Annotated in this window: 12 protein-coding genes and 1 tRNA gene; 5 read left to right on the top strand and 8 right to left on the bottom strand. The window is 70.9% G+C overall.

Annotation, left to right across the window (positions count from 1 at the left end):
- Positions 1 to 2: 2 nt before the first annotated feature.
- A complete protein-coding gene (hrpB, locus tag BN1555_RS24245; RefSeq protein ID WP_093801355.1) occupies positions 3 to 2,537 on the top strand; it encodes an ATP-dependent helicase HrpB in 2,535 nt (844 codons plus the stop codon).
- A 1,556-nt stretch (positions 2,538 to 4,093) separates the two neighbouring features.
- Here the strand turns inward: hrpB and BN1555_RS24240 are convergent.
- On the bottom strand, positions 4,094 to 5,983 hold the full coding sequence (locus tag BN1555_RS24240) for a lytic transglycosylase domain-containing protein (RefSeq protein ID WP_093801354.1): 1,890 nt from the start codon (positions 5,981 to 5,983) through the stop codon (positions 4,094 to 4,096).
- Between the two features lie 188 nt (positions 5,984 to 6,171).
- On the opposite strand from BN1555_RS24240, the gene BN1555_RS24235 reads away from it, so the two are divergent.
- Positions 6,172 to 7,080, top strand: a complete 909-nt coding sequence (locus tag BN1555_RS24235; protein WP_093801353.1) for a DUF4184 family protein — start codon at positions 6,172 to 6,174, stop codon at positions 7,078 to 7,080.
- A gap of 27 nt (positions 7,081 to 7,107) precedes the next feature.
- On the opposite strand, the gene polA is transcribed toward BN1555_RS24235, so the two are convergent.
- Positions 7,108 to 9,819, bottom strand: a complete 2,712-nt coding sequence (polA, locus tag BN1555_RS24230) for a DNA polymerase I (protein WP_093801352.1) — start codon at positions 9,817 to 9,819, stop codon at positions 7,108 to 7,110.
- Between the two features lie 124 nt (positions 9,820 to 9,943).
- Here polA and BN1555_RS24225 point away from each other — a divergent pair, with 124 nt between their 5' ends.
- Together BN1555_RS24225 and BN1555_RS24220 are read left to right on the top strand one after the other, a co-directional pair.
- Complete coding sequence (locus BN1555_RS24225; RefSeq protein ID WP_093801351.1) at positions 9,944 to 12,223, top strand: FdhF/YdeP family oxidoreductase; 2,280 nt, start codon at positions 9,944 to 9,946, stop codon at positions 12,221 to 12,223.
- A 50-nt stretch (positions 12,224 to 12,273) separates the two neighbouring features.
- Positions 12,274 to 12,747 carry a PaaI family thioesterase gene (locus tag BN1555_RS24220; RefSeq protein ID WP_093801350.1) on the top strand — a complete coding sequence of 158 codons (474 nt, stop codon included), beginning with the start codon at positions 12,274 to 12,276 and terminating at the stop codon, positions 12,745 to 12,747.
- A 144-nt stretch (positions 12,748 to 12,891) separates the two neighbouring features.
- Here BN1555_RS24220 and BN1555_RS24215 read toward each other — a convergent pair whose 3' ends face one another.
- The 6 genes from BN1555_RS24215 to BN1555_RS24190 all read right to left on the bottom strand — a co-directional run bounded on the left by BN1555_RS24215 (position 12,892) and on the right by BN1555_RS24190 (position 19,167).
- Positions 12,892 to 13,653, bottom strand: a complete 762-nt coding sequence (locus BN1555_RS24215) for an ABC transporter ATP-binding protein (RefSeq protein WP_093801349.1) — start codon at positions 13,651 to 13,653, stop codon at positions 12,892 to 12,894.
- The gene (locus tag BN1555_RS24210; protein ID WP_093801348.1) at positions 13,650 to 14,558 is read right to left on the bottom strand and encodes an ABC transporter ATP-binding protein; all 909 of its coding nucleotides are present in this window, start codon (positions 14,556 to 14,558) and stop codon (positions 13,650 to 13,652) included. Before BN1555_RS24210 ends, BN1555_RS24215 begins: the two co-directional genes overlap by 4 nt.
- Positions 14,558 to 15,916, bottom strand: coding sequence for a branched-chain amino acid ABC transporter permease (locus tag BN1555_RS24205; protein ID WP_093801347.1), 1,359 nt, complete (start codon positions 15,914 to 15,916; stop codon positions 14,558 to 14,560). Before BN1555_RS24205 ends, BN1555_RS24210 begins: the two co-directional genes overlap by 1 nt.
- Positions 15,913 to 16,836 (bottom strand): branched-chain amino acid ABC transporter permease, encoded by a 924-nt coding sequence (locus tag BN1555_RS24200; protein ID WP_093801346.1) that lies wholly within the window; start codon positions 16,834 to 16,836, stop codon positions 15,913 to 15,915. Before BN1555_RS24200 ends, BN1555_RS24205 begins: the two co-directional genes overlap by 4 nt.
- Before the next feature lie 141 nt (positions 16,837 to 16,977).
- On the bottom strand, positions 16,978 to 18,138 hold the full coding sequence (locus tag BN1555_RS24195; RefSeq protein ID WP_093801345.1) for a branched-chain amino acid ABC transporter substrate-binding protein: 1,161 nt from the start codon (positions 18,136 to 18,138) through the stop codon (positions 16,978 to 16,980).
- A 366-nt stretch (positions 18,139 to 18,504) separates the two neighbouring features.
- Positions 18,505 to 19,167, bottom strand: coding sequence for an ANTAR domain-containing response regulator (locus BN1555_RS24190; RefSeq protein ID WP_093801344.1), 663 nt, complete (start codon positions 19,165 to 19,167; stop codon positions 18,505 to 18,507).
- Positions 19,168 to 19,266: 99 nt separating this feature from the next.
- On the opposite strand from BN1555_RS24190, the gene BN1555_RS24185 reads away from it, so the two are divergent.
- A tRNA-Leu gene (locus BN1555_RS24185) sits at positions 19,267 to 19,341 on the top strand.
- The last annotated feature ends 74 nt before the right edge of the window (positions 19,342 to 19,415 follow it).

Here is a 19,415-nt window from a genome sequence, read left to right as displayed (position 1 = left end):
GCGTGATCCGCACCGACGCCCTGGGGCAGCTGCCCGTACGTACCGCCGTGCCCGCCCTGGAGCGCGCCCTGGACGCGCACGGGACGGCGGTGCTGTGCGCGCCGCCGGGGACGGGCAAGACGACGCTGGTGCCGCTGGTGCTGGCCGGGCTGCTCGACGGAGGACGGTCCGTGCGGAAGGTCGTCGTCGCGGAGCCCCGGCGGATCGCGGCGCGGGCCGCGGCCCGGCGGATGGCGTGGCTGCTGGGCGAGAGCGTCGGGGGGCGCGTGGGCTTCACCGTGCGCGGGGAGCGCGTGGTGGGGCGCGACACGGTGGTGGAGGTCGTGACCACCGGCGTACTGCTCCAGCGCCTCCAGCGCGACCAGGAGCTCGCCGGGACCGACGTCGTCGTCCTGGACGAGTGCCACGAGCGGCACCTGGACGCGGACACCGTCGCCGCGTTCCTCCTCGACGTACGGGCCGCCCTGCGGCCGGAGCTGCGGCTCCTCGCCGCCTCCGCGACGACGGACGCCGAGGGCTGGGCGCGGCTGCTGGGCGACGCGCCGGTGGTGGAGGCCGAGGGCGTCTCGCACCCCGTGGAGACGGTGTGGGCGCCGCCGGCCCGTCCGGTGCGGCCGCCGCACGGCATGCGGGTCGATCCGGCGCTGCTGTCGCACGTGGCCGCCGTGGTGCGCAGGGCGCTCGCCGAGCGGGAGGGCGACGTGCTGTGCTTCCTGCCCGGCGTGGGCGAAATCGCGCGCGTGGCGGGGCAGTTGTCCGGGGTGGGCGCGGAAGTACTCCAGGTGCACGGGCGGGCTCCGGCCGCGGTGCAGGACGCCGTACTGGCCGGTTCCGCGGGTACGCGCAGGGTGGTGCTGGCGACCTCGGTGGCCGAGTCGAGCCTGACCGTGCCCGGTGTACGGATCGTCGTGGACTCCGGGCTCGCGCGTGAGCCCCGGACGGACCATGCGCGGGGGCTGAGCGCGCTCACGACCGTACGGGCCTCACAGGCGGCCTCACGGCAGCGCGCGGGGCGGGCGGGACGGGAGGCGCCGGGTGTGGTCTACCGGTGCTGGGACCGGGCCGACGACGTACGGCTGCCGCGCTTCCCCTCCCCCGAGATCAAGGTCGCGGACCTGACGGCGTTCGCCCTCCAGGCGGCGTGCTGGGGCGACCCCGACGCGAGCGGCCTCGCCCTGCTGGACCCGCCGCCGGGCGGGGCCATGGCGGCGGCGCGCACGGTACTGGCCGCGATCGGCGCGGTGGACGGTGCCGGCCGCGCGACCGGACGGGGCGTACGGATGGCCCGCCTCGGTCTGCACCCCCGGCTCGCGCGGGCGCTCGTCGACGGCGCGCGGGAGGTCGGCGCGCGCCGGGCGGCGGAGGTGGTCGCCCTGCTGAGCGAGGAGCCCCCGAGGGAGTACGGCGACGACCTGGCCGCGGCCTGGCGTGCGGCCCGCCGCGGCAACGACGCGTACGGAGCCCGGTGGCGTCAGGAGGCGCGGCGGCTGGCTTCGGCGGCGGGTGGTTCCGGCGCGTCCGGAACCACCGGCGCGGAGGCAGGGGCTCCCGGGGCCGGTGGTGACGACGCCGTCGCCGGAGTGGTGGCCGCCTTCGCGTTTCCCGAGCGGGTCGCCAGGGGCCGGAACGGGGGGACCTTCCTCATGGCCTCCGGAACCGGGGCCGGGCTCGGCGACGGATCCCGGCTGCGCACCGCCCCGTGGCTGGCGGTCGCCGTCGCCGACCGTCCCGTCCACGCCGCCTCCGCGCGCGTACGCCTCGCCGCCGTCATCGACGAGGACACCGCGAGACTGGCCGCCGAGCATCTGCTCGTGTCCGGCGAAGAGGTGCGCTGGGAGGGCGGGGACGTCGTCGCGCGGCACGTGGAGCGGCTGGGGGCGGTCGAACTGACCGTACGGGCGCTCGCGGAACCGGATCCGGAGCGGGTGGGGGAAGCGCTGCTCGACGGCCTGCGGCGCGAGGGCCTCGGTCTGCTGCGCTGGACACGGGACGCGCGGGGACTGCGCGAGCGCCTCGCCTTCCTGCACCGGGTGCTGGGCGCTCCGTGGCCGGACGTGTCGGACGCGGCGCTCACGGACCGTACCGACGCGTGGCTGGAGCCGGAGCTGTCACGGGCGCGCAGGAGAGCCGACCTCGGCCGGATCGAGGCGGGGCAGGCGCTGAACCGGCTGCTGCCGTGGGCGTCCGGCGACGCGGCCCGGCTGGACGAGCTGGCGCCGGAGCGGATCGAGGTGCCGAGCGGGTCGCGGGTCCGGGTGGAGTACGGCGGTGAGCAGCCCGTACTGGCGGTGAAGCTCCAGGAGATGTTCGGGCTGGCCGAGACGCCGCGGGTGGCCGGCGTGCCGGTGCTGGTGCACCTGTTGTCCCCGGCGGGGCGCCCGGCGGCCGTCACCGCCGACCTGGCGTCCTTCTGGCGGGACGGGTACCGAGCGGTGCGGGCCGAACTGCGCGGCCGCTACCCGAAGCACCCGTGGCCGGAGGACCCCGCGACGACGGCGCCCACGCGTCATACGAAGGCGCGGCTCGGGCGGAACTGAGCCCGGGGAAGCCGAGGCAGGAGACCCCGGTGTCCGTGACGACCGCGACGCGTCCGTCCGGCAGGGGGGCAGGCGCTGCACCGCCGAGCCCATGAAGACGCGGCACACCTCACGGTCGTCCCTCATGTCGAAGAGCGTCACGTAGTCGTCGAAGCCGACCGTGACGGCCACCGGGCACCCGCCCACGTGGTGCAGCTGGAGCGTTCTGAAGTGCCGGGTGGTGCCCGGCCCGGGATTCCAGCTCCACAGCGGTGCCCCGTCGCGGATCCGGTGCACCCCGATGCCGCTGCCCGAGGACAGGGGGCCGGCGACCGGTTCACCGTCCCGGTCGCCGAGCGCGAAACCGGCGGCCTGCCCCCGCCACGGCATCCCCGGATCGACGGTGAGGCCGGGCGTCTGCTCCAGGTGCAGCGCTGTCGTTCCGGCCGGGAGTTCGAGGACGCGCAGCCCGTCCTCCCTGGTGCGGTACGCGGCGAAAAGCCGGTCCCCGACGGCTGCGCACACCAGATCGCGCACTTTCCCGCCCGGACCGTCCAGACCTGCCGTGCACAGCTTCCGGCCGTTCCACGACCAGACCACCAGCTGCCGGTCGACCAGGGCGAGTACGGCGCCCCGCCCGGGCCCGCCGACCGCATGCAGCACGGACGGCCTGCCGGGCGGGCAGTCCCGCAGGCGCATACGACGCCGCGCCGCCCCCAGCAGCCCGACCGGCCAGTGGTCCCCGCGGCGCGGCCGCCAGTCGTGCGACAGCGGCGGAAGGCCGCGCGCGCCCACGACGCGGTCGTCGCGCCGCTTGGCCGCCCAGGTGATCACCTGTCCGGTCCCGGGGTCCAGCAGGCGCAGGGCGGTGTCGTCGGCGAGCGCCGGCACTTCCCGCCGGGCCACCCGCGCCGGGCTCAGCGTCATGCCGAAGAGCGCGGAGAACCTCCGGGGTTTCACCGCGCCCGCCTGAGAACCGTCGAGCCGGAAGACCCGCACCGGCACCGGGCCCCGCATGTGCGTTCCCGTCACGAGCATCACCTCGTCCGTACCGACGGCCGCCGCGGCGAAGTCGCCCAGCGTTTCCAGCCGGTCGTGCGGGACCGTCTGCCGGTGCCCCTCCGCGTCCACGGTCACCAGCGTCCTGCGGCCCGCGCAGTCGAGGAGCACGAGCCGGTTGACGCCTCCGGGGAAGTCCCCGACCGAGCGGTGCGGATACGGCGCGCCGGGGAGGAAGGCCCACTCCGCCACCCACGACTGTGCGGGCACCCGGGTCAGCGCGGCGCGGGCTCGCCTTTCACGGCCGTCGAGCACGGCGGAGGCGATACCGCGGTGCAGGGTGTGGGCCTCCAGGTACTGCTCTCCGATGCCGTGTACGACGACGACGGCAGCCTTGCCCCTCCCCCGGGTCCGTTGCCCGTGATCGTACAACTCGGCCGCTGTCCCGAGGTGTTGACGGAGCTTCGTCCCCAGGGACGACGCCGTCGGCCGGGTCGCCCGGCGGATCCGGGTGACATGCCGCTGCCCCGCCCGGAACACGGTCCGGGCGGGGCAGCGGCGGCAGGGCCGGGAAGTGGTTACGCGGTGGGGGTGGTGGAGGAGGGAGCGGAGGGGGTCGTCGACGGGTCGGTCGTCGATCCGGTCGACGGGTCCGTCGTCGGATCGGTCGAGGGATCGGTCGAGGGATCGGTCGACGGTGCGGTGGTGGCCGCGGTGACGGTCAGTTCGACCGTGAGGACCACACCGTCGGCGGTGGTGAGGCGCAGCTCGTACGTTCCCGCGTTGCCGTCGGCGTAGACCTTCGGAAGGGCCACCAGACCGTCGGCGTCCGTCTTGAGCGCGGTCAGGGTGCGGACCGCCTTGCCGTCGGCGCCCTTGAAGTACGGGCCCTTGTCGTTCTCCGCGGACGCGCCGGAGTCACCCGTGACCATCGTCGCGGTCACTGCGACACCCGCCGCGGCCCTGCCCTTGTACGTCGCCTTCACCTCGACCGGGTCGGCGAAGGAGCCACCGGTCTCGGCCTTGAGTTCCTTGTCGGAGGTGCGGACCAGCGCGTCGGACCGCGGCGCCGGCGCCGGCTCGGCCTTGACGTCGGCGGTGAAGTTCGCGGCGGGGGCGCTGGTGCCCAGCGCCTTGGCGCGCACGGTGAACGTGCCCGTCCGCCCGCCCGCGCCGAGCGTGGGGGCGGTGGCGATGCCGTCGGCGCCGGTGGTGACGGTGACGCGGGTCCGGGCGCCGGGGAAGCGCGCGTCCGTGTCGCCGACGATCTGGAACTGGACCCGGGCGCCCACCACCACCTTGCCCGCGGAGGTCTTGGCCCGCACGCGCAGCCGGTCGGTGAACTTCTCGCCCTCGGTCGCGGTCACGCTCGCGGTGCCGAGCCGCTCCAGGGTGGTGACGGGCGCCGGGGCCGGGGGCTGCGTCGGCGGAGTCGGAGTCGTCGGCGGGGTCGTCGGGGGCCGCGTCGACGGCGGCGGAGTCGTCGGAGGCTGCGTCGACGGCGGGGGCGTCGGGGGCGTCGTCGGCGGGGGCGTCGTCGGCGGGGTCGGGGTGCCGCCGGTTCCCGGAGTGCCCGGGCCGGCCGGCGGAGTCGTCCCACCGGGAACTGCGGGCACGCCGTTGCCGTTTCCGCTGCCACCGTTGTGGCTGTCGGGTTCGCTGCTGCCCGGCAGGACTCCGGAGCCGTCCGGCACCTCGTGGCTGCCGCGCCGGTAGTAGTCGAACCAGGACATGACCGTACGCAGGTACTCCCGCGAGCGGTTGTAGCCGAGGATCGCCTGGTCGAGATCGGCCTGGACGGACAGGTCGCGGTCGTGGGCGCAGAGGTAGCGGCCGGCGGCGAGGGCCGCGTCGTAGATGTTGTTCGGGTCCTTGCGGCCGTCGGCGTTGCCGTCCTGGCCCCAGGCCGCCCAGGTGGACGGGATGAACTGCATCGGACCGACCGCGCGGTCGTGCGTCGAGTCGCCGTCGTACGCGCCGTTGTCGGTGTCGGAGATGTTGGCGAAGCCGACGCCGTTGAGCTGCGGGCCGAGGATCGGGGTCAGCGTCGTTCCGTCGTCGTCGACCCGGCCGCCGCGTGCCTGGCCCGACTCGACCTTGCCGATCGCGGCGAGCAGCTGCCACGGGAGGCGGCAGCCGGGGTCGGTGCCCTTGACGGTCCCTTCCGCCCGCTTGTACGCGGCCAGGACCGTGGCGGGTATGCCTGCCTCCGCCGGGCCGGTGATGACGGGGAGATCGATCGAAGTGCCCGGTTTGTTCGGAGTGTTCAGGGGCGGCAGATCGGTGAAGTACGGCGAGTTGCCCGTTACCGGGGTGCCGGGGGGTTCGGTCGCCTTCGCGGCTCTCTCGTCGGCGGGCCCCAAAGTACTGCCCGGTGCCTGCGAGGCGGAGAGCGCCGCCACTACGAGCGCCGCCACCGTGGTGGCTGTCGCCCCTTTGCGCAGCCTGCGACCGAATTGCGCTGCCATACGTCTGGCCCCTCCCGTCAACGGCTGTTCGCGCTCCCCAGCGCGAGGACTCAAGCGACACTACGACAACTACCCGCACCGGAACACCGGCCGCCGTCGCCTTATTACCGGTTGTTCACGGAAATTCATCTCGGAACACAAAACGGCATACTGATCGCCATCGACCAGAAGCGGACCGAGGGGTGCTTTTGCCGTTCACACTCAGCCATGCCGCGGCCGTGCTGCCGGGCATTCGACGGAACGGTACCGCGCGCGGACCGCTGCTCGCATCGGCGCTCGTCGCCGGGTCGTTCGCGCCCGACATGACCTATTTCGCGGCCACCGCCGCCCCGGCCGCGATGGCCTTCGGAGACGTCACCCACTCCCTGCCGGGCCTCGTCACCGCCGACGTGTTCATCACGGCGGCACTCGTGGGTCTGTGGCTGTTGCTGCGGGAACCCCTGCTGGCCCTGGTGCCGCGCCACCGGCAGGCCCGCTTCCACGGCTTCGTGCGCGGCCAGGACTGGAGCGGGATGCAACTCCCCTCCCTCGCTTGGCGGTTCCTCCTCTCGGCGGTCATCGGCGCGTGCACACACGTCTTCTGGGACACCTTCACGCATCTCGACCGATGGGGCACGAAGGTCCTGCCGGTGCTCGGTGAGGTCGTCGCCGGCTTCCCGGTGTACTGGTACGCGCAGTACGGCGGCTCGGCCGTCGCCCTCGCGGTGATCGTGTGGTTCACCGTCTCGGCGCTGCGGCGCCTGCCGGACGGCCCCGCCCCCTCCTCCGTACCGCTGCTGGACGCGCGGGGGAGGTGGGCGGCCGAAGGGCTGCTCGCGCTGTGCGTGCTGCTGGGCGCCGTCCACCGGTGCGTGCGCTGGTACGCCGCGCAGACCGTGCAGCTGAAGCCGCTCGACTACGTCCCGACCGTATGCTTCGGCGCCGGCTCGGGGCTCGCCGTGGGACTGGTGCTGTACGCCGTGGGGGTGCGGCTGTGGCTGCGCGGCGCGCCGGCCCGGGGCACGGAGCGGGGCGCGGCCCCGGACCCCGGGCCCCAGTCGCCGGCCGGGCCGGGCGTCCCGGCCCGGGCCGGCACATCGGGCCCGTCCGGCGACTGAGGGCACGCCCGCGGGGCGCCCCGGGGGTCAGTGGGCGGCGGACTCCCAGTCGGGTCCCACACCCACCGACACGTCGAGCGGCGCGCGCAGCGTGACGGCGCCGGCCATCTCGCGGCGGACGATCTCCTCCACCCGCTCGCGCTCGCCCGGCGCGATCTCCAGCACGATTTCGTCATGCACCTGGAGGAGCATCCGGGAGGTCATCCCGGCCTCCCCCAGGGCCCGGTCGACGTTCAGCATGGCGACCTTGACGATGTCCGCGGCCGTGCCCTGGATCGGGGCGTTGAGCGCCATCCGCTCGGCCATCTCACGGCGCTGGCGGTTGTCGCTGTTGAGGTCGGGGAGGTAGCGGCGGCGGCCGAGCATCGTCTCGGTGTAGCCCGTGGCGCGGGCCTCCTCGACGGCGTGCTGGAGGTAGTCCCGTACGCCGCCGAACCGCTGGAAGAAGGTGTCCATCAGGCCGCGGGCCTCACCGGCGTCGATGTTCAGCTGCTGGGACAGGCCGAACGCCGAGAGGCCGTACGCCAGTCCGTACGACATGGCCTTGATCTTGCGGCGCATCTCGGGGTCGACCTGGGACTTCTCCACACCGAACACCTGGGAGGCGACGGTGGTGTGCAGGTCCTCGCCGGACAGGAACGCCTCGATCAGGCCCTCGTCCTCCGACAGGTGGGCCATCACCCGCAGTTCGATCTGGCTGTAGTCGGCGGTCATCAGCGATTCGTAGCCCTCGCCGACGACGAAGCCGCGGCGGATGGCCCGGCCCTCGTCCGTACGCACCGGGATGTTCTGGAGGTTGGGGTCGGTGGAGGAGAGCCGCCCGGTGGCCGCGACCGTCTGGTTGTAGGTGGTGTGGATGCGGCCGTCCGTCGCGATGGACTTGACGAGGCCCTCGACGGTGACGCGCAACTTCGCCTGCTCACGGTGGCGCAGCATGATCACCGGCAGCTCGTGCTCGGTCTGTGCCGCCAGCCACGCCAAGGCGTCGGCGTCCGTGGTGTAACCCGTCTTGGTCTTCTTGGTCTTGGGCAGCGCGAGCTCGCCGAAGAGGATCTCCTGGAGCTGCTTGGGCGAGCCGAGGTTGAACTCCCGGCCCGCCGCGTCGTGCGCCTCCTTCACGGCCTGCTGCACGGCTGCCGCGAACTGCTGCTCCATGGCCTCCAGGTGGGCGCGGTCGGCGGCGATGCCGTGCCGCTCCAGGCGGGCCAGCAGGACGGAGGTGGGCAGCTCCACACGGTGCAGCAGGTCGGTGGCGCCGACCTCGTCGAGACGCTCACCGAAGGCCTCGCCGAGGTCGAGGACCGCGCGGGCCTGCGTCATCAGGGCGTCGGCCTCGGCCCGTTCGTCCGTACCGAACGCGAGCTGCCCGTCCGCGGCGGCCGCGGGGGCCAGCTCGCGGTGGAGGTACTCCACGGACAGGGCGTCCAGCGCGAAGGAGCGGCGGCCCGGCTTGACCAGGTAGGCGGCGAGCGCGGTGTCCATGGTGACGCCGTCGACCTGCCAGCCGTGCTCGGGGAAGATCCGCATGGCGCCCTTGGCGTTGTGCATGACCTTGGGTTTCGTGGGGTCGGCGATCCAGGCGGCGAACGCCTTGTCGTCGGCCTCGTCGAGCTGGGAGGTGTCGAACCAGGCCGCCGCGCCGTCGGCCGCGGCCAGCGCGATCTCGCTGACGCTGCCGGAGCCCAGCGCCCACGCGTCGACGGTGGCGACACCCAGCGGCTGCCCGCCGTGCCGCTCCAGCCAGGGCGCGACCTCGCCGGAGCCGAGCACCGTGCCGTCGATCTCCACACCGGCGGCCGGGGCCGGGGCCTCTTCCTCGCCGGCGCCCGGGTCGACGGCGAGCAGGCGCTCGCGCAGGCTCGGGTTGCGGATCTCCAGTACGTCGAGGACACCGGTCAGCGCCGCGCGGTCGTACGGAGCGCGCTCCAGGTCGAGCGGCCCCTTGGGCAGCTCGACGTCACGCACCATCTCGGTCAGGCGGCGGTTCAGCTTCACGGCCTCCAGGTGGTCCCGGAAGTTCTGCCCGGCCTTGCCCTTGACCTCGTCGGCGCGGGCCACCAGCTCCTCGAACGAGCCGAACTGGTTGATCCACTTCGCCGCCGTCTTCTCACCGACCCCCGGGATGCCCGGCAGGTTGTCGGACGGGTCGCCGCGCAGCGCCGCGAAGTCCGGGTACTGCCGCGGGCTCAGCCCGTACTTCTCCTGGACCTTCTCCGGGGTGAAACGGGTCAGCTCCGAGACGCCCTTGGTCGGGTACAGCACGGTGACGTGGTCGCTGATCAGCTGGAACGAATCCCGGTCACCCGTGACGATCAGCACCTCGAAGCCGGCCGCCTCGGCCTGGGTGGCGAGCGTCGCGATGACGTCGTCCGCCTCGAACCCGTCGACCGCGAACCGGTCCGCGTGCATCGCGTCGAGCAGTTCGCCGATCAGCTCGACCTGCCCCTTGAACTCGTCGGGCGTCTTCGAACGGGTCGCCTTGTATTCGGGGAACTCCTCGGAGCGCCACGTCTTGCGCGACACGTCGAAGGCCACCGCGAAATGCGTGGGCGCCTCGTCGCGCAGCGTGTTCGCCAGCATCGACGCGAAGCCGTAGATGGCGTTCGTCGGCTGGCCGCTCGCGGTCGTGAAGTTCTCCGCGGGCAGCGCGAAGAACGCCCGGTACGCCAGGGAGTGCCCGTCCATGAGGAGCAGGCGAGGACGGTTGTCTGCGGTCTTCTTCGATGCTGTCTCTGACACGCCACCGATCCTAGGCGCCGCCACCGACAATCCGGCCCCTCGCCCTCGGCCTCGCCCTGTGTCAGTGGAGCGTGACAGGATCGGAGGCGCACGGAACAGAACCGCCCGCTCGAAGGGGAGCACCATGGCTGCCAAGCCGCCCGCAGGTGACCCGGTCCAGGACGCTCCGCAGGTCGCGGCGCCCCAGCACGCCGCCGCAGGGCTTCCCGCCATCGGACACACACTGAAGATGGCCCAGCAGCAGATGGGGGTCCGCCGCACCGCGCAGACACTCCTCAAGGTCAACCAGAAGGACGGCTTCGACTGTCCCGGCTGCGCCTGGCCCGAGGAGGACAAGCGGCACACCGCGGAGTTCTGCGAGAACGGCGCCAAGGCCGTCGCCGAGGAGGCGACGCTGCGCCGCGTCACACCCGACTTCTTCGCCGCGCACCCCGTCGCCGGCCTGGCCGCGCGCAGCGGGTACTGGCTGGGCCAGCAGGGCCGCATCACCCAGCCGATGTACCTGGCGGAGGGCGCGGAGCGGTACGACGCGGTGACCTGGGAGCGGGCCTTCGAGATCATCGCGGAGGAGCTCAAGGCGCTCGGCTCCCCCGACGAGGCCGTCTTCTACACCTCGGGCCGCACCAGCAACGAAGCGGCGTTCCTGCTCCAGCTCTTCGCCCGCGAGTTCGGCACGAACAACCTGCCGGACTGCTCCAACATGTGCCACGAGTCGTCGGGCTCCGCCCTGACGGAGACCATCGGCATCGGCAAGGGCAGCGTCTCCCTGGAGGATCTGCACCAGGCCGACCTGATCGTCGTCGCCGGGCAGAACCCGGGCACCAACCACCCGAGGATGCTCAGCGCCCTGGAGAAGGCCAAGGCCGCCGGCGCGAAGATCATTTCGGTGAACCCGCTTCCCGAGGCCGGACTCGAACGCTTCAAGAACCCGCAGACCCCGCAGGGCATGATCAAGGGCGCCGCCCTCACCGACCTCTTCCTCCAGATCCGCCTCGGCGGCGACCAGGCCCTCTTCCGCCTGCTCAACAAGCTGATCATCGAGACGGAAGGCGCCGTCGACGAGGAGTTCGTACGCGAGCACACCCACGGGTACGGGGAGTTCGCTGCCGCCGCCCGCGGCGCCGACTGGGACGAGACCCTCGCCGCCACCGGCCTGGAGCGCACGGAGATCGAACGGGCCCTCGCCATGGCCCTCGCCTCCCGGCGCACCATCGTGTGCTGGGCCATGGGCCTGACCCAGCACAAGCACTCCGTGCCGACCATCCGCGAAGTCGTCAACTTCCTGCTGCTGCGCGGCAACATCGGCCGCCCCGGCGCCGGCGTCTGCCCCGTGCGCGGACACTCCAACGTGCAGGGCGACCGCACCATGGGCATCTTCGAGCGCCCCGCCCCCGCCTTCCTCGACGCCCTCGACAAGGAATTCGGGATCACTTCGCCCCGCCACCACGGATACGACGTCGTACGGTCCATCCAGGCACTGCGCGACGGCGACGCCAAGGTCTTCTTCGCCATGGGCGGCAACTTCGTCGGCGCCACCCCCGACACGGCCGTCACCGAGGCCGCGATGCGCAGGGCGCGCCTGACCGTCCACGTGTCGACGAAGCTCAACCGCTCGCACGCCGTCACCGGCGCCCGCGCACTGATCCTGCCCACCCTCGGACGCACCGACAAGGACGTACAGGCAGGGGGCAGGCAGTTCGTCACCGTCGAGGACTCCATGGGCATGGTGCACGCCTCCCGCGGCAACCTCACCCCCGCGAGCCCGCACCTGCTGTCCGAGCCGGCCATCGTCGCCCGGCTGGCACGGGCCGTCCTCGGCCCCGCGTCCGCCACCCCCTGGGAAGACTTCGAGAAGGACTACGCCACGATCCGCGACCGGATCTCCCGTGTCGTCCCGGGCTTCGAGGACTTCAACGCGCGCGTCGCCCGCCCCGGCGGCTTCACCCTGCCGCACGGCCCGCGCGACGAGCGGCGCTTCGCCACCCCCACCGGCAGGGCCAACTTCACCGCCGCCCCCGTCGAGTACCCCGAGCTCCCCGAAGGCCGGCTGCTGCTCCAGACGCTGCGCTCGCACGACCAGTACAACACCACCATCTACGGCCTCGACGACCGCTACCGGGGCATCAAGGGCGGCCGCCGCGTCGTCCTCGTCAACCCGGACGACGCCCGCGAGCTCGGCCTCGCCGACGGGGCGTACACCGACCTCGTCAGCGAGTGGAAGGACGGCGTCGAGCGGCGCGCGCCCGGCTTCCGCGTGGTGCACTACCCCACCGCGCGCGGCTGCGCCGCCGCCTACTACCCCGAGACCAACGTGCTGGTGCCCCTGGACGCCACCGCGGACACCAGCAACACTCCCGCGAGCAAGTCCGTGATCGTACGTCTGGAACAATCACCCACCGCCTAAGCGTTCGCTTAAGGACGATGGACGCCGTACGACGATCGGAGCCGGGCCCCATGGGCGAGCAGACAACTGTGAAGTTCCCGCAAGAGGTCATCGACGAGTACGCCCGGCTGGGCGTGGACCTGCCCGCCCTCTTCTCCGCCGGAGACCTCGGCGCCCGCATGGGCGTGCGGATCGTCGAGGCGTCCGCCGAGCGCGTCGTCGGCACCATGCCCGTCGAAGGCAACACCCAGCCCTACGGCCTGCTGCACGGCGGGGCCTCCGCCGTGCTCGCCGAGACCCTCGGCTCCGTGGGCTCGATGCTGCACGGTGGCTCCTCCAAGCTCGCCGTCGGCGTGGACCTCAACTGCACACACCACCGGGGCGCCCGCAGCGGTCTGGTGACCGGCGTGGCCACCCCCGTCCACCGCGGACGCTCCACCGCGACGTACGAAATCGTCATCACCGACGAGCAGGACAAGCGCGTCTGTACGGCCCGCCTGACCTGCATGCTGCGCGACATGGGCGGCAACGGCCCCCAGGGCTGACCGCCGGGCCGGGGCCGGCAGCGCCACAACGCCGTCGGCCCCGGCCCGGACGCGGAGAGCGTCCGGGCCGGGGCCGGAGCGGTGATCAGGGGCGACAGGGCACACAGCCGCGGCACACGGGCCGCGCCCGCACCAGCAGCTACCTCACGCGGCGCCCTCACCCAGGTACGCCGCCCGGATCCGCGGGTCCGCCAGCAGGTCCTGCGCCGGCCCCGAGACCGCCACCGAACCCGTCTCCAGCACATAACCGCGCTGCGCGAGCCCCAGCGCCTGGGTGGCGTTCTGCTCCACCAGGAGCACCGTCGTGCCCTGCTCGTTGATCTCCCGGATGATCACGAAGATCTGCTCCACGATCAACGGCGCCAGACCCATCGACGGCTCGTCGAGCAGCAACAGCTCCGGCCGGCTCATCAGCGCGCGGCCGATCGCCAGCATCTGCTGCTCACCGCCCGACAACGTGCCCGCGAGCTGGCTCCTGCGCTCCGCGAGCCGCGGGAAGAGCGTGTACACCCGGTCCATGTCGGCCGAGTCCACACCCTTGAAGCGGTACGCGCCCATCTCCAGGTTCTCGCGCACACTCATCCGCGCGAACACCCGGCGCCCCTCGGGCACATGACCGATCCCGAAGTTGACCAGCTCGTGCGACTTGATGCCGTCGATCCGCTCCCCGCGCAGACGCACCTCGCCCTGACGCGGCGTCAGCATTCCCGACACCGTACGCAGCGTCGTCGTCTTGCCCGCGCCGTTGCCACCGAGCAGGGCCACGATCTCGCCCTCACCGACCGTCAGGTCGATCCCCTTCAGGGCCTCGATCGCACCGTAGGCCACCCGCAGCCCGCTCAGCTCCAGCAGCGGCACCGCGACCGGCCCGCCGGACTCCTTCTGCAGCTCGGTCGTCGTGCTCACTGAGTGCTCTCCTCGTCCGGCGCCGAACGCTGCTCGGCAATGATGTTCCGCACCGCGTCCGCGTCGGCGGCCGACGTACCTAGGTACGCCTCCACCACCGCCGGGTGCTGCTGCACCTCACTCGGCGTCCCCTCGGCGATCTTCTTGCCGAAGTTCAGGACCATCACCCGGTCCGCCACCGACATCACCAGCCGCATGTCGTGCTCGATCAGCAGCACACTGACACCCAGTTCGGTGTTGATGCGCCGGATCAGCCGCTCGAGCTCCAGCTTCTCCGTCGGGTTGGTGCCCGCCGCCGGCTCGTCCAGGAGCAGCACCTGCGGCTCCGTGGCCAGCGCCCGCGCGATCTCCAGGCTGCGCTGATCGCCGTAACACAGCGACCCCGCCACCTCGTTGAGCTTGTCATGGAGCCCCACGAACTTCAGCAGCCGGATCGAGCGCTCGTCGCTCTCCCGCTCCGCCTTCCGCGCACTCGGCAGCCCCAGCATGATCGACACCGGACCGGCCTTCAGCCGCGTCTCCGCCGCGATCTTCACGTTCTCCAGAGCCGTCAGCGCGCCGAACAACCGGATGTTCTGGAACGTGCGCGCCAGACCGTACCGGTTGACCAGATGCGGCTTGCTGCCCAGCAGGGACTTCTCCCCGCCGTCCTTCGGCAGGAAGAGGATCCGGCCCTCCTGCGGGGTGTACGCCCCCGTCAGCGAGTTGAAGAACGACGTCTTGCCCGCACCGTTCGGACCGATCACCGCGAGGATCTCACCCCGCCGCATCTGCATCTCGACCTTGTCGAGCACGGTCAGACCGCCGAACCGCAACGTCACGTCCGACGTCCGGAGGACGAGATCCTCCTCGGCGGCCGCGGCCGCCCCGGAACCACCCGCACCAGGTGTCACATCGGTGGACATCAGACCTTGCCTCCTGCCGGCTCGGACATCGCATCCGCGTCGCCCAAGCCCTCTTCCGCCAGCTTCAGCTCCCGCTGCCGGCGCCTGGACGGCCACACACCCTGCGGCCGGTAGATCATCATGACCACCAGCAGCGCACCCAGGTACATGTACCGGTCCGACGGATCCACGTAGTCACGCAGCACTTCCGGCAGCCACACCAGGATCGCCGCGCCGATCAGCACACCCGGGATCGACCCCATACCGCCGAAGATCACGTACGCCAGAACCAGGATCGAGTTCAGGATGACGAAGTTCTCCGGGTTGAAGTAACCCACCTTGCTCGCGTACACCACACCCGCGATACCCGACGTCGAAGCACCGATCGCGAACGCCATCAGCTTGAACCGCACCGTGTCCACACCGTTGGCGGCGGCCGCCACCTCGTCCTCACGGATCGCCGTCCACGCCCGGCCCACCCGCGAGTGCTCGAGCCGCACGAAGACAATGATCAGAACGACGATGACCGTCACCAGCAGATACCAGTACGGCATCCGCTCCAGACTCCACTCGTACCCGAACGCCGAGAACTTCGGAATCTGCCGCGCACCGGCCGAACCACCCGTGAAACCGTCCGCGTTCTTCGCCACGATGTACACGATCTCGTGGAAACCCAGCGTCACGATCGCCAGATAGTCACCGCGCAACCGCAGCGTCGGCGCACCCAGCAGCACACCCGCGATCAGACACGTGACCACCGCGACCGGAATCACCAGGAAGTTGTTCAGCACCACCGGCGGATCCACCGGCAGCGCACCGGTCCAGAACGCCGCGCTGTACGCGCCCACCGCGAAGAACGCCACGAACCCCAGGTCCAGCAGGCCCGCCCAGCCGATCACCACGTTCAGCCCGATGGCCAGCAACGCGTACGTCGCCACCTGGTCCACCAGCACCGTCTGCCAGTAACCCGTCAGGTTGTACGGGGCGAACAGCGCCAGCAGCAGCCCCGCCGCCGCCAGCACCCACTTCAGCTTCGGCTGGGTACGCAGCAGCGTCCGTACCCGGTCCACCGGCAGCGCACGGCCGGCCGCCACCGCCGAGCCCGCCACCTTCGACACGGACGTGCCCGCGAACTCGCGCACCGCCCAGATCGCCACCGCGAGCCCCACGCACACCCACAGGTTCACACCCGTGAAGCTGGTCTCCAGCGAGTAGAAGATGTCACGCGTATTGCCCTGCTCGCCCACCATCATCGTGAGCACCACACCCAGCGCCAGCATCGCGCCGAGCCGCTTCATCCGGGGCTGCTGGTACCACGCCACATGACGCAGCCGCGCCGCCCTGGCCGCCGGATCCTTCACCGACACATCCGCGCTCATGCCGTCCTCCCCACTCGCTCACCGAGGATGCCGGTCGGCCGGAACATCAGCACACCGATCAGTACGACGAACGCGCCCACGTGGCGCCACTCGCCGCCGAACACCGGCACCGTCAGCGTCTCCACGATGCCCAGCATCATCCCGCCGAGCATCGCCCCGCGGATGTTGCCGATACCGCCGACCACCGCCGCTGCGAACGCCGTGATGCCCGGGATGAAGCCCATGTCGAACTTGACCTGCGTGAACGTGCCGTACAGGTAACCCGCCGCACCACCGAGCACACCGCCGATGACGAACGTCCGCGAGATCACCTTGTCGATGTCCACACCCATCAGACCAGCCACCTCGGCGTCCTGCGACACCGCGCGGATACCGGAACCGAGCTTGGTGCGGTTCACCATCAGGTCGAGGCCGATCATCATGACCACGGCCGCCCCGAGCAGCAGCAGCTGCGTGACGTTCAGGTCCGCCCCGAAGAGTGTGAAGACCTTCTTGTTCTCGTACGCGTCGGGCATCGGCAGCGGGTCGCGGCCGAAGAGCTTGCCCGCCAGGTTGTAGAGGAAGAACGAGGCGCCGATCGCGGTGATCAGGAAGATCAGCCGTGGCGCGCCGCGCCGGCGCAGCGGCCGGTACGCCACCTTCTCCAGGCCGTACGCGGTGACGGCTCCGAAGAGCCCGCCCGCCGCGAGACCGAGCGCCACATAACCGACCGAGGCGAGCGCCGAGGGACTGTCGCCCGGCGCGATGATGGTGAGGGATATCAGGCCGCCGTACGCACCGAGCATGAAGACCTCGCTGTGCGCGAAGTTGATCAGCTGGAGCACGCCGTAGACCAGGGTGTAACCGATGGCGATGACGGCATAGATCGAGCCGAGCACCACCCCTAGGACCAAATAGTCCCAGAACTCATTGAGGGACATCGAGCTGACTTCCTTGTGGGAGCTGTACCAGACCGGCCGACCGATGCGATCGGCACCGGACCCGGCCGTGCTGAGCAGATGTGTGCGGTGGATAGCAGCGGGCCGCGTCCCCCACCCGGAAGGACGCGGCCCCGTGCCGGATCAGCTTCCGGCCAGCTCCTCGACGGCGCCCTGGTACTCGATCTTGCCGTCCTTGACCTGGTACAGGTACACGTTCTGGATCTTCAGTTCACCCTTGTCGTCGAAGGAGAACTCCTTGGTCAGACCCTTGTACGTGGCCTTCTGCAGCGCCTGGTGGAGGCTCTGGCGGTCGACCTTGTCACCCAGCTTCTTCATCTCCTGGATGATCATGTTCGCCAGGTCGTACGCCTCGGCCGAGTACGTACCCGGGTTCACCTTGAACTTCTTCTTGTACTCCGTGGTGAATTCCTTGGTCGCCGACTCGACGTTGGCGTCGGTGCACGGGCACGTCAGGTACCAGCCCTCGGTGGCCTCGCCGGCCAGCTCGATGAACTTCACGTCGTTCGTACCGTCACCGGAGATCGCCGCGCCCTTGTAACCGGCCTCGTCCAGCTTCTTCGCGAACGGCGCGCCGTCCTGGTAGTAACCCGCGTAAATCAGCGCGTCCGCCTTGGAGTTGACAACCTCCTTGGCCGCCGCGCTGTAGTCCGGGGTCTTCGCCGGAACGGACTTCTTGATGACCTTGACGCCCGCGGCCTTCAGTTCCTTCTCGGCAACGGTGGCCAGACCCACGCCGTAGTCCGACTTGTCGTCGACCAGGTAGACCGTCTTCGCCTTCAGCTTCTTGGCGTAGTACGTCGCCATGCCGGCGCCCTGGGCGCTGTCGTTCGGCACACCGCGGAGGAAGGTCTTGAAGCCCTGCTCGGTCAGGGTCGGGTTGGTGGCCGACGCCGACAGCGCGGTCAGCCCGGCGTCACCGAAGAGCGGGGCGGCCGAGTTCGTCGGACCCGAGAAGGCCGGACCCACGACCGCCATCACGTCCGGGTCGTCGATGGCCTTCTGGGCGGCGGCGGTCGCCTTCTCCGGCAGCCCCTGGTCGTCGACCGGCAGGTACTCCAGCTTGAACGGCAGATCACCCTTGGCGTTCGCCTGGTCGATGGCCAGCCGGACACCCTTGTCCTCGTTCTCGCCCAGCGCGGTGTTGTCGCCGGAGAGCGGGCCCTGGAAAGCGATCTTGTACGAGCCGCCGTCCCCGGCCTCGGAGTCCCCAGCACAACCAGTCAGCGCCAGCGCGCCGATGACCACCGGAATGGCCACCTTGACGATAGTTTTATTCAGCACTACGAACCCCCTGGGGCAGCCACAGCGATCTTGTAAAACAAGGGGAGTTGACTCCCCATGCACACACGCCGCCACAACACCGCGTGATGTGCGGGGAATCTACTCAGCCTCCACGTCACCCGCATAGGTGACGAACGGATGTGTGATCGCCCTGTGACCTCGGTCATGCGCCGGAAAGAGAACACTCCTTACCCGTGAGCGGACATGTCGCTCATGCGGTACAAGATCAGGACGACTTGAATCCGGACCGTCCCGAGGGCCTGAGGAGACGAAAACGTCCTGCTCACCGAGGGTCAGCACAGAACGCGGAAAGGGCCCGCACCGCCCGGTGGGCGGTACGGGCCCCGACACGCGGGCGCCACGGAGTTACGAGGACTGCTCCTTGGCGGCCTTCTTCTCCTCGGCATCCTGAATGACCGCCTCGGCCACCTGCTGCATGGACAGGCGGCGGTCCATCGACGTCTTCTGGATCCACCGGAACGCGGCCGGCTCCGTCAGCCCGTACTGCGTCTGCAGCACCGACTTCGCCCGGTCCACCAGCTTCCGCGTCTCCAGCCGCTGCGTGAGGTCCGCGACCTCGTTCTCCAGCGCCTTCAGCTCCGTGAACCGCGACACCGCCATCTCGATGGCCGGCACGACGTCACTCTTGCTGAACGGCTTCACCAGGTACGCCATCGCCCCGGCGTCCCGCGCCCGCTCCACCAGATCGCGCTGCGAGAACGCGGTCAGCATGAGGACGGGGGCGATGGACTCCTCGGTGATCTTCTCGGCGGCGGAGATCCCGTCGAGGACGGGCATCTTCACGTCGAGGATGACGAGGTCGGGCCGGTGCTCGCGGGCGAGCTCGATGGCCTGCTGCCCGTCGCCGGCCTCGCCCACGACCGCGTAGCCCTCCTCCTCGAGCATCTCTTTGAGATCGAGGCGGATGAGGGCTTCGTCCTCGGCGATGACGACGCGGGTCGTCAGCGGCGGGACGTGCGACTTGTTGTCGTCGTCGGCGACGGGCTGGGGCGACTCGGGGGTGGTCACGGGGCTCCTCGTTCCACGGCAGGTACAGCTCTCCATGAGCCTACCTAGCTGCGGTATGGTGGACGCGCAGCGGGTCGAGATCAATCTTCGATTCCCTGAGCCCCGGTAGTCCAATTGGTCAGAGACAATGGATTCAAAACCCATCCAGTGTCGGTTCGAGTCCGACTCGGGGCACTTTTCCTTAGATTCGAAGGCCGCAGAAGAACCGTCGGATTTCACGTAAACGCGTGAACGCGGCACTGCTCCGA

This window comes from Streptomyces sp. Wb2n-11 (genome assembly GCF_001049855.1).
GTDB lineage: Bacteria > Actinomycetota > Actinomycetes > Streptomycetales > Streptomycetaceae > Streptomyces > Streptomyces altiplanensis.
Note: the sequence above shows the minus strand (reverse complement) of the source record. Positions and strands in the feature narration are given on the sequence as shown.

Coding starts and splice junctions, on each gene's coding strand:
- BN1555_RS24240 (WP_093801354.1), bottom strand. CDS start 5,983: ATGGCAGCGCAATTCGGTCGCAGGCTGCGCAAAGGGGCGACAGCCACC.
- BN1555_RS24225 (WP_093801351.1), top strand. CDS start 9,944: ATGGCTGCCAAGCCGCCCGCAGGTGACCCGGTCCAGGACGCTCCGCAG.
- BN1555_RS24220 (WP_093801350.1), top strand. CDS start 12,274: ATGGGCGAGCAGACAACTGTGAAGTTCCCGCAAGAGGTCATCGACGAG.
- BN1555_RS24210 (WP_093801348.1), bottom strand. CDS start 14,558: ATGTCCACCGATGTGACACCTGGTGCGGGTGGTTCCGGGGCGGCCGCG.
- BN1555_RS24205 (WP_093801347.1), bottom strand. CDS start 15,916: ATGAGCGCGGATGTGTCGGTGAAGGATCCGGCGGCCAGGGCGGCGCGG.
- BN1555_RS24200 (WP_093801346.1), bottom strand. CDS start 16,836: ATGTCCCTCAATGAGTTCTGGGACTATTTGGTCCTAGGGGTGGTGCTC.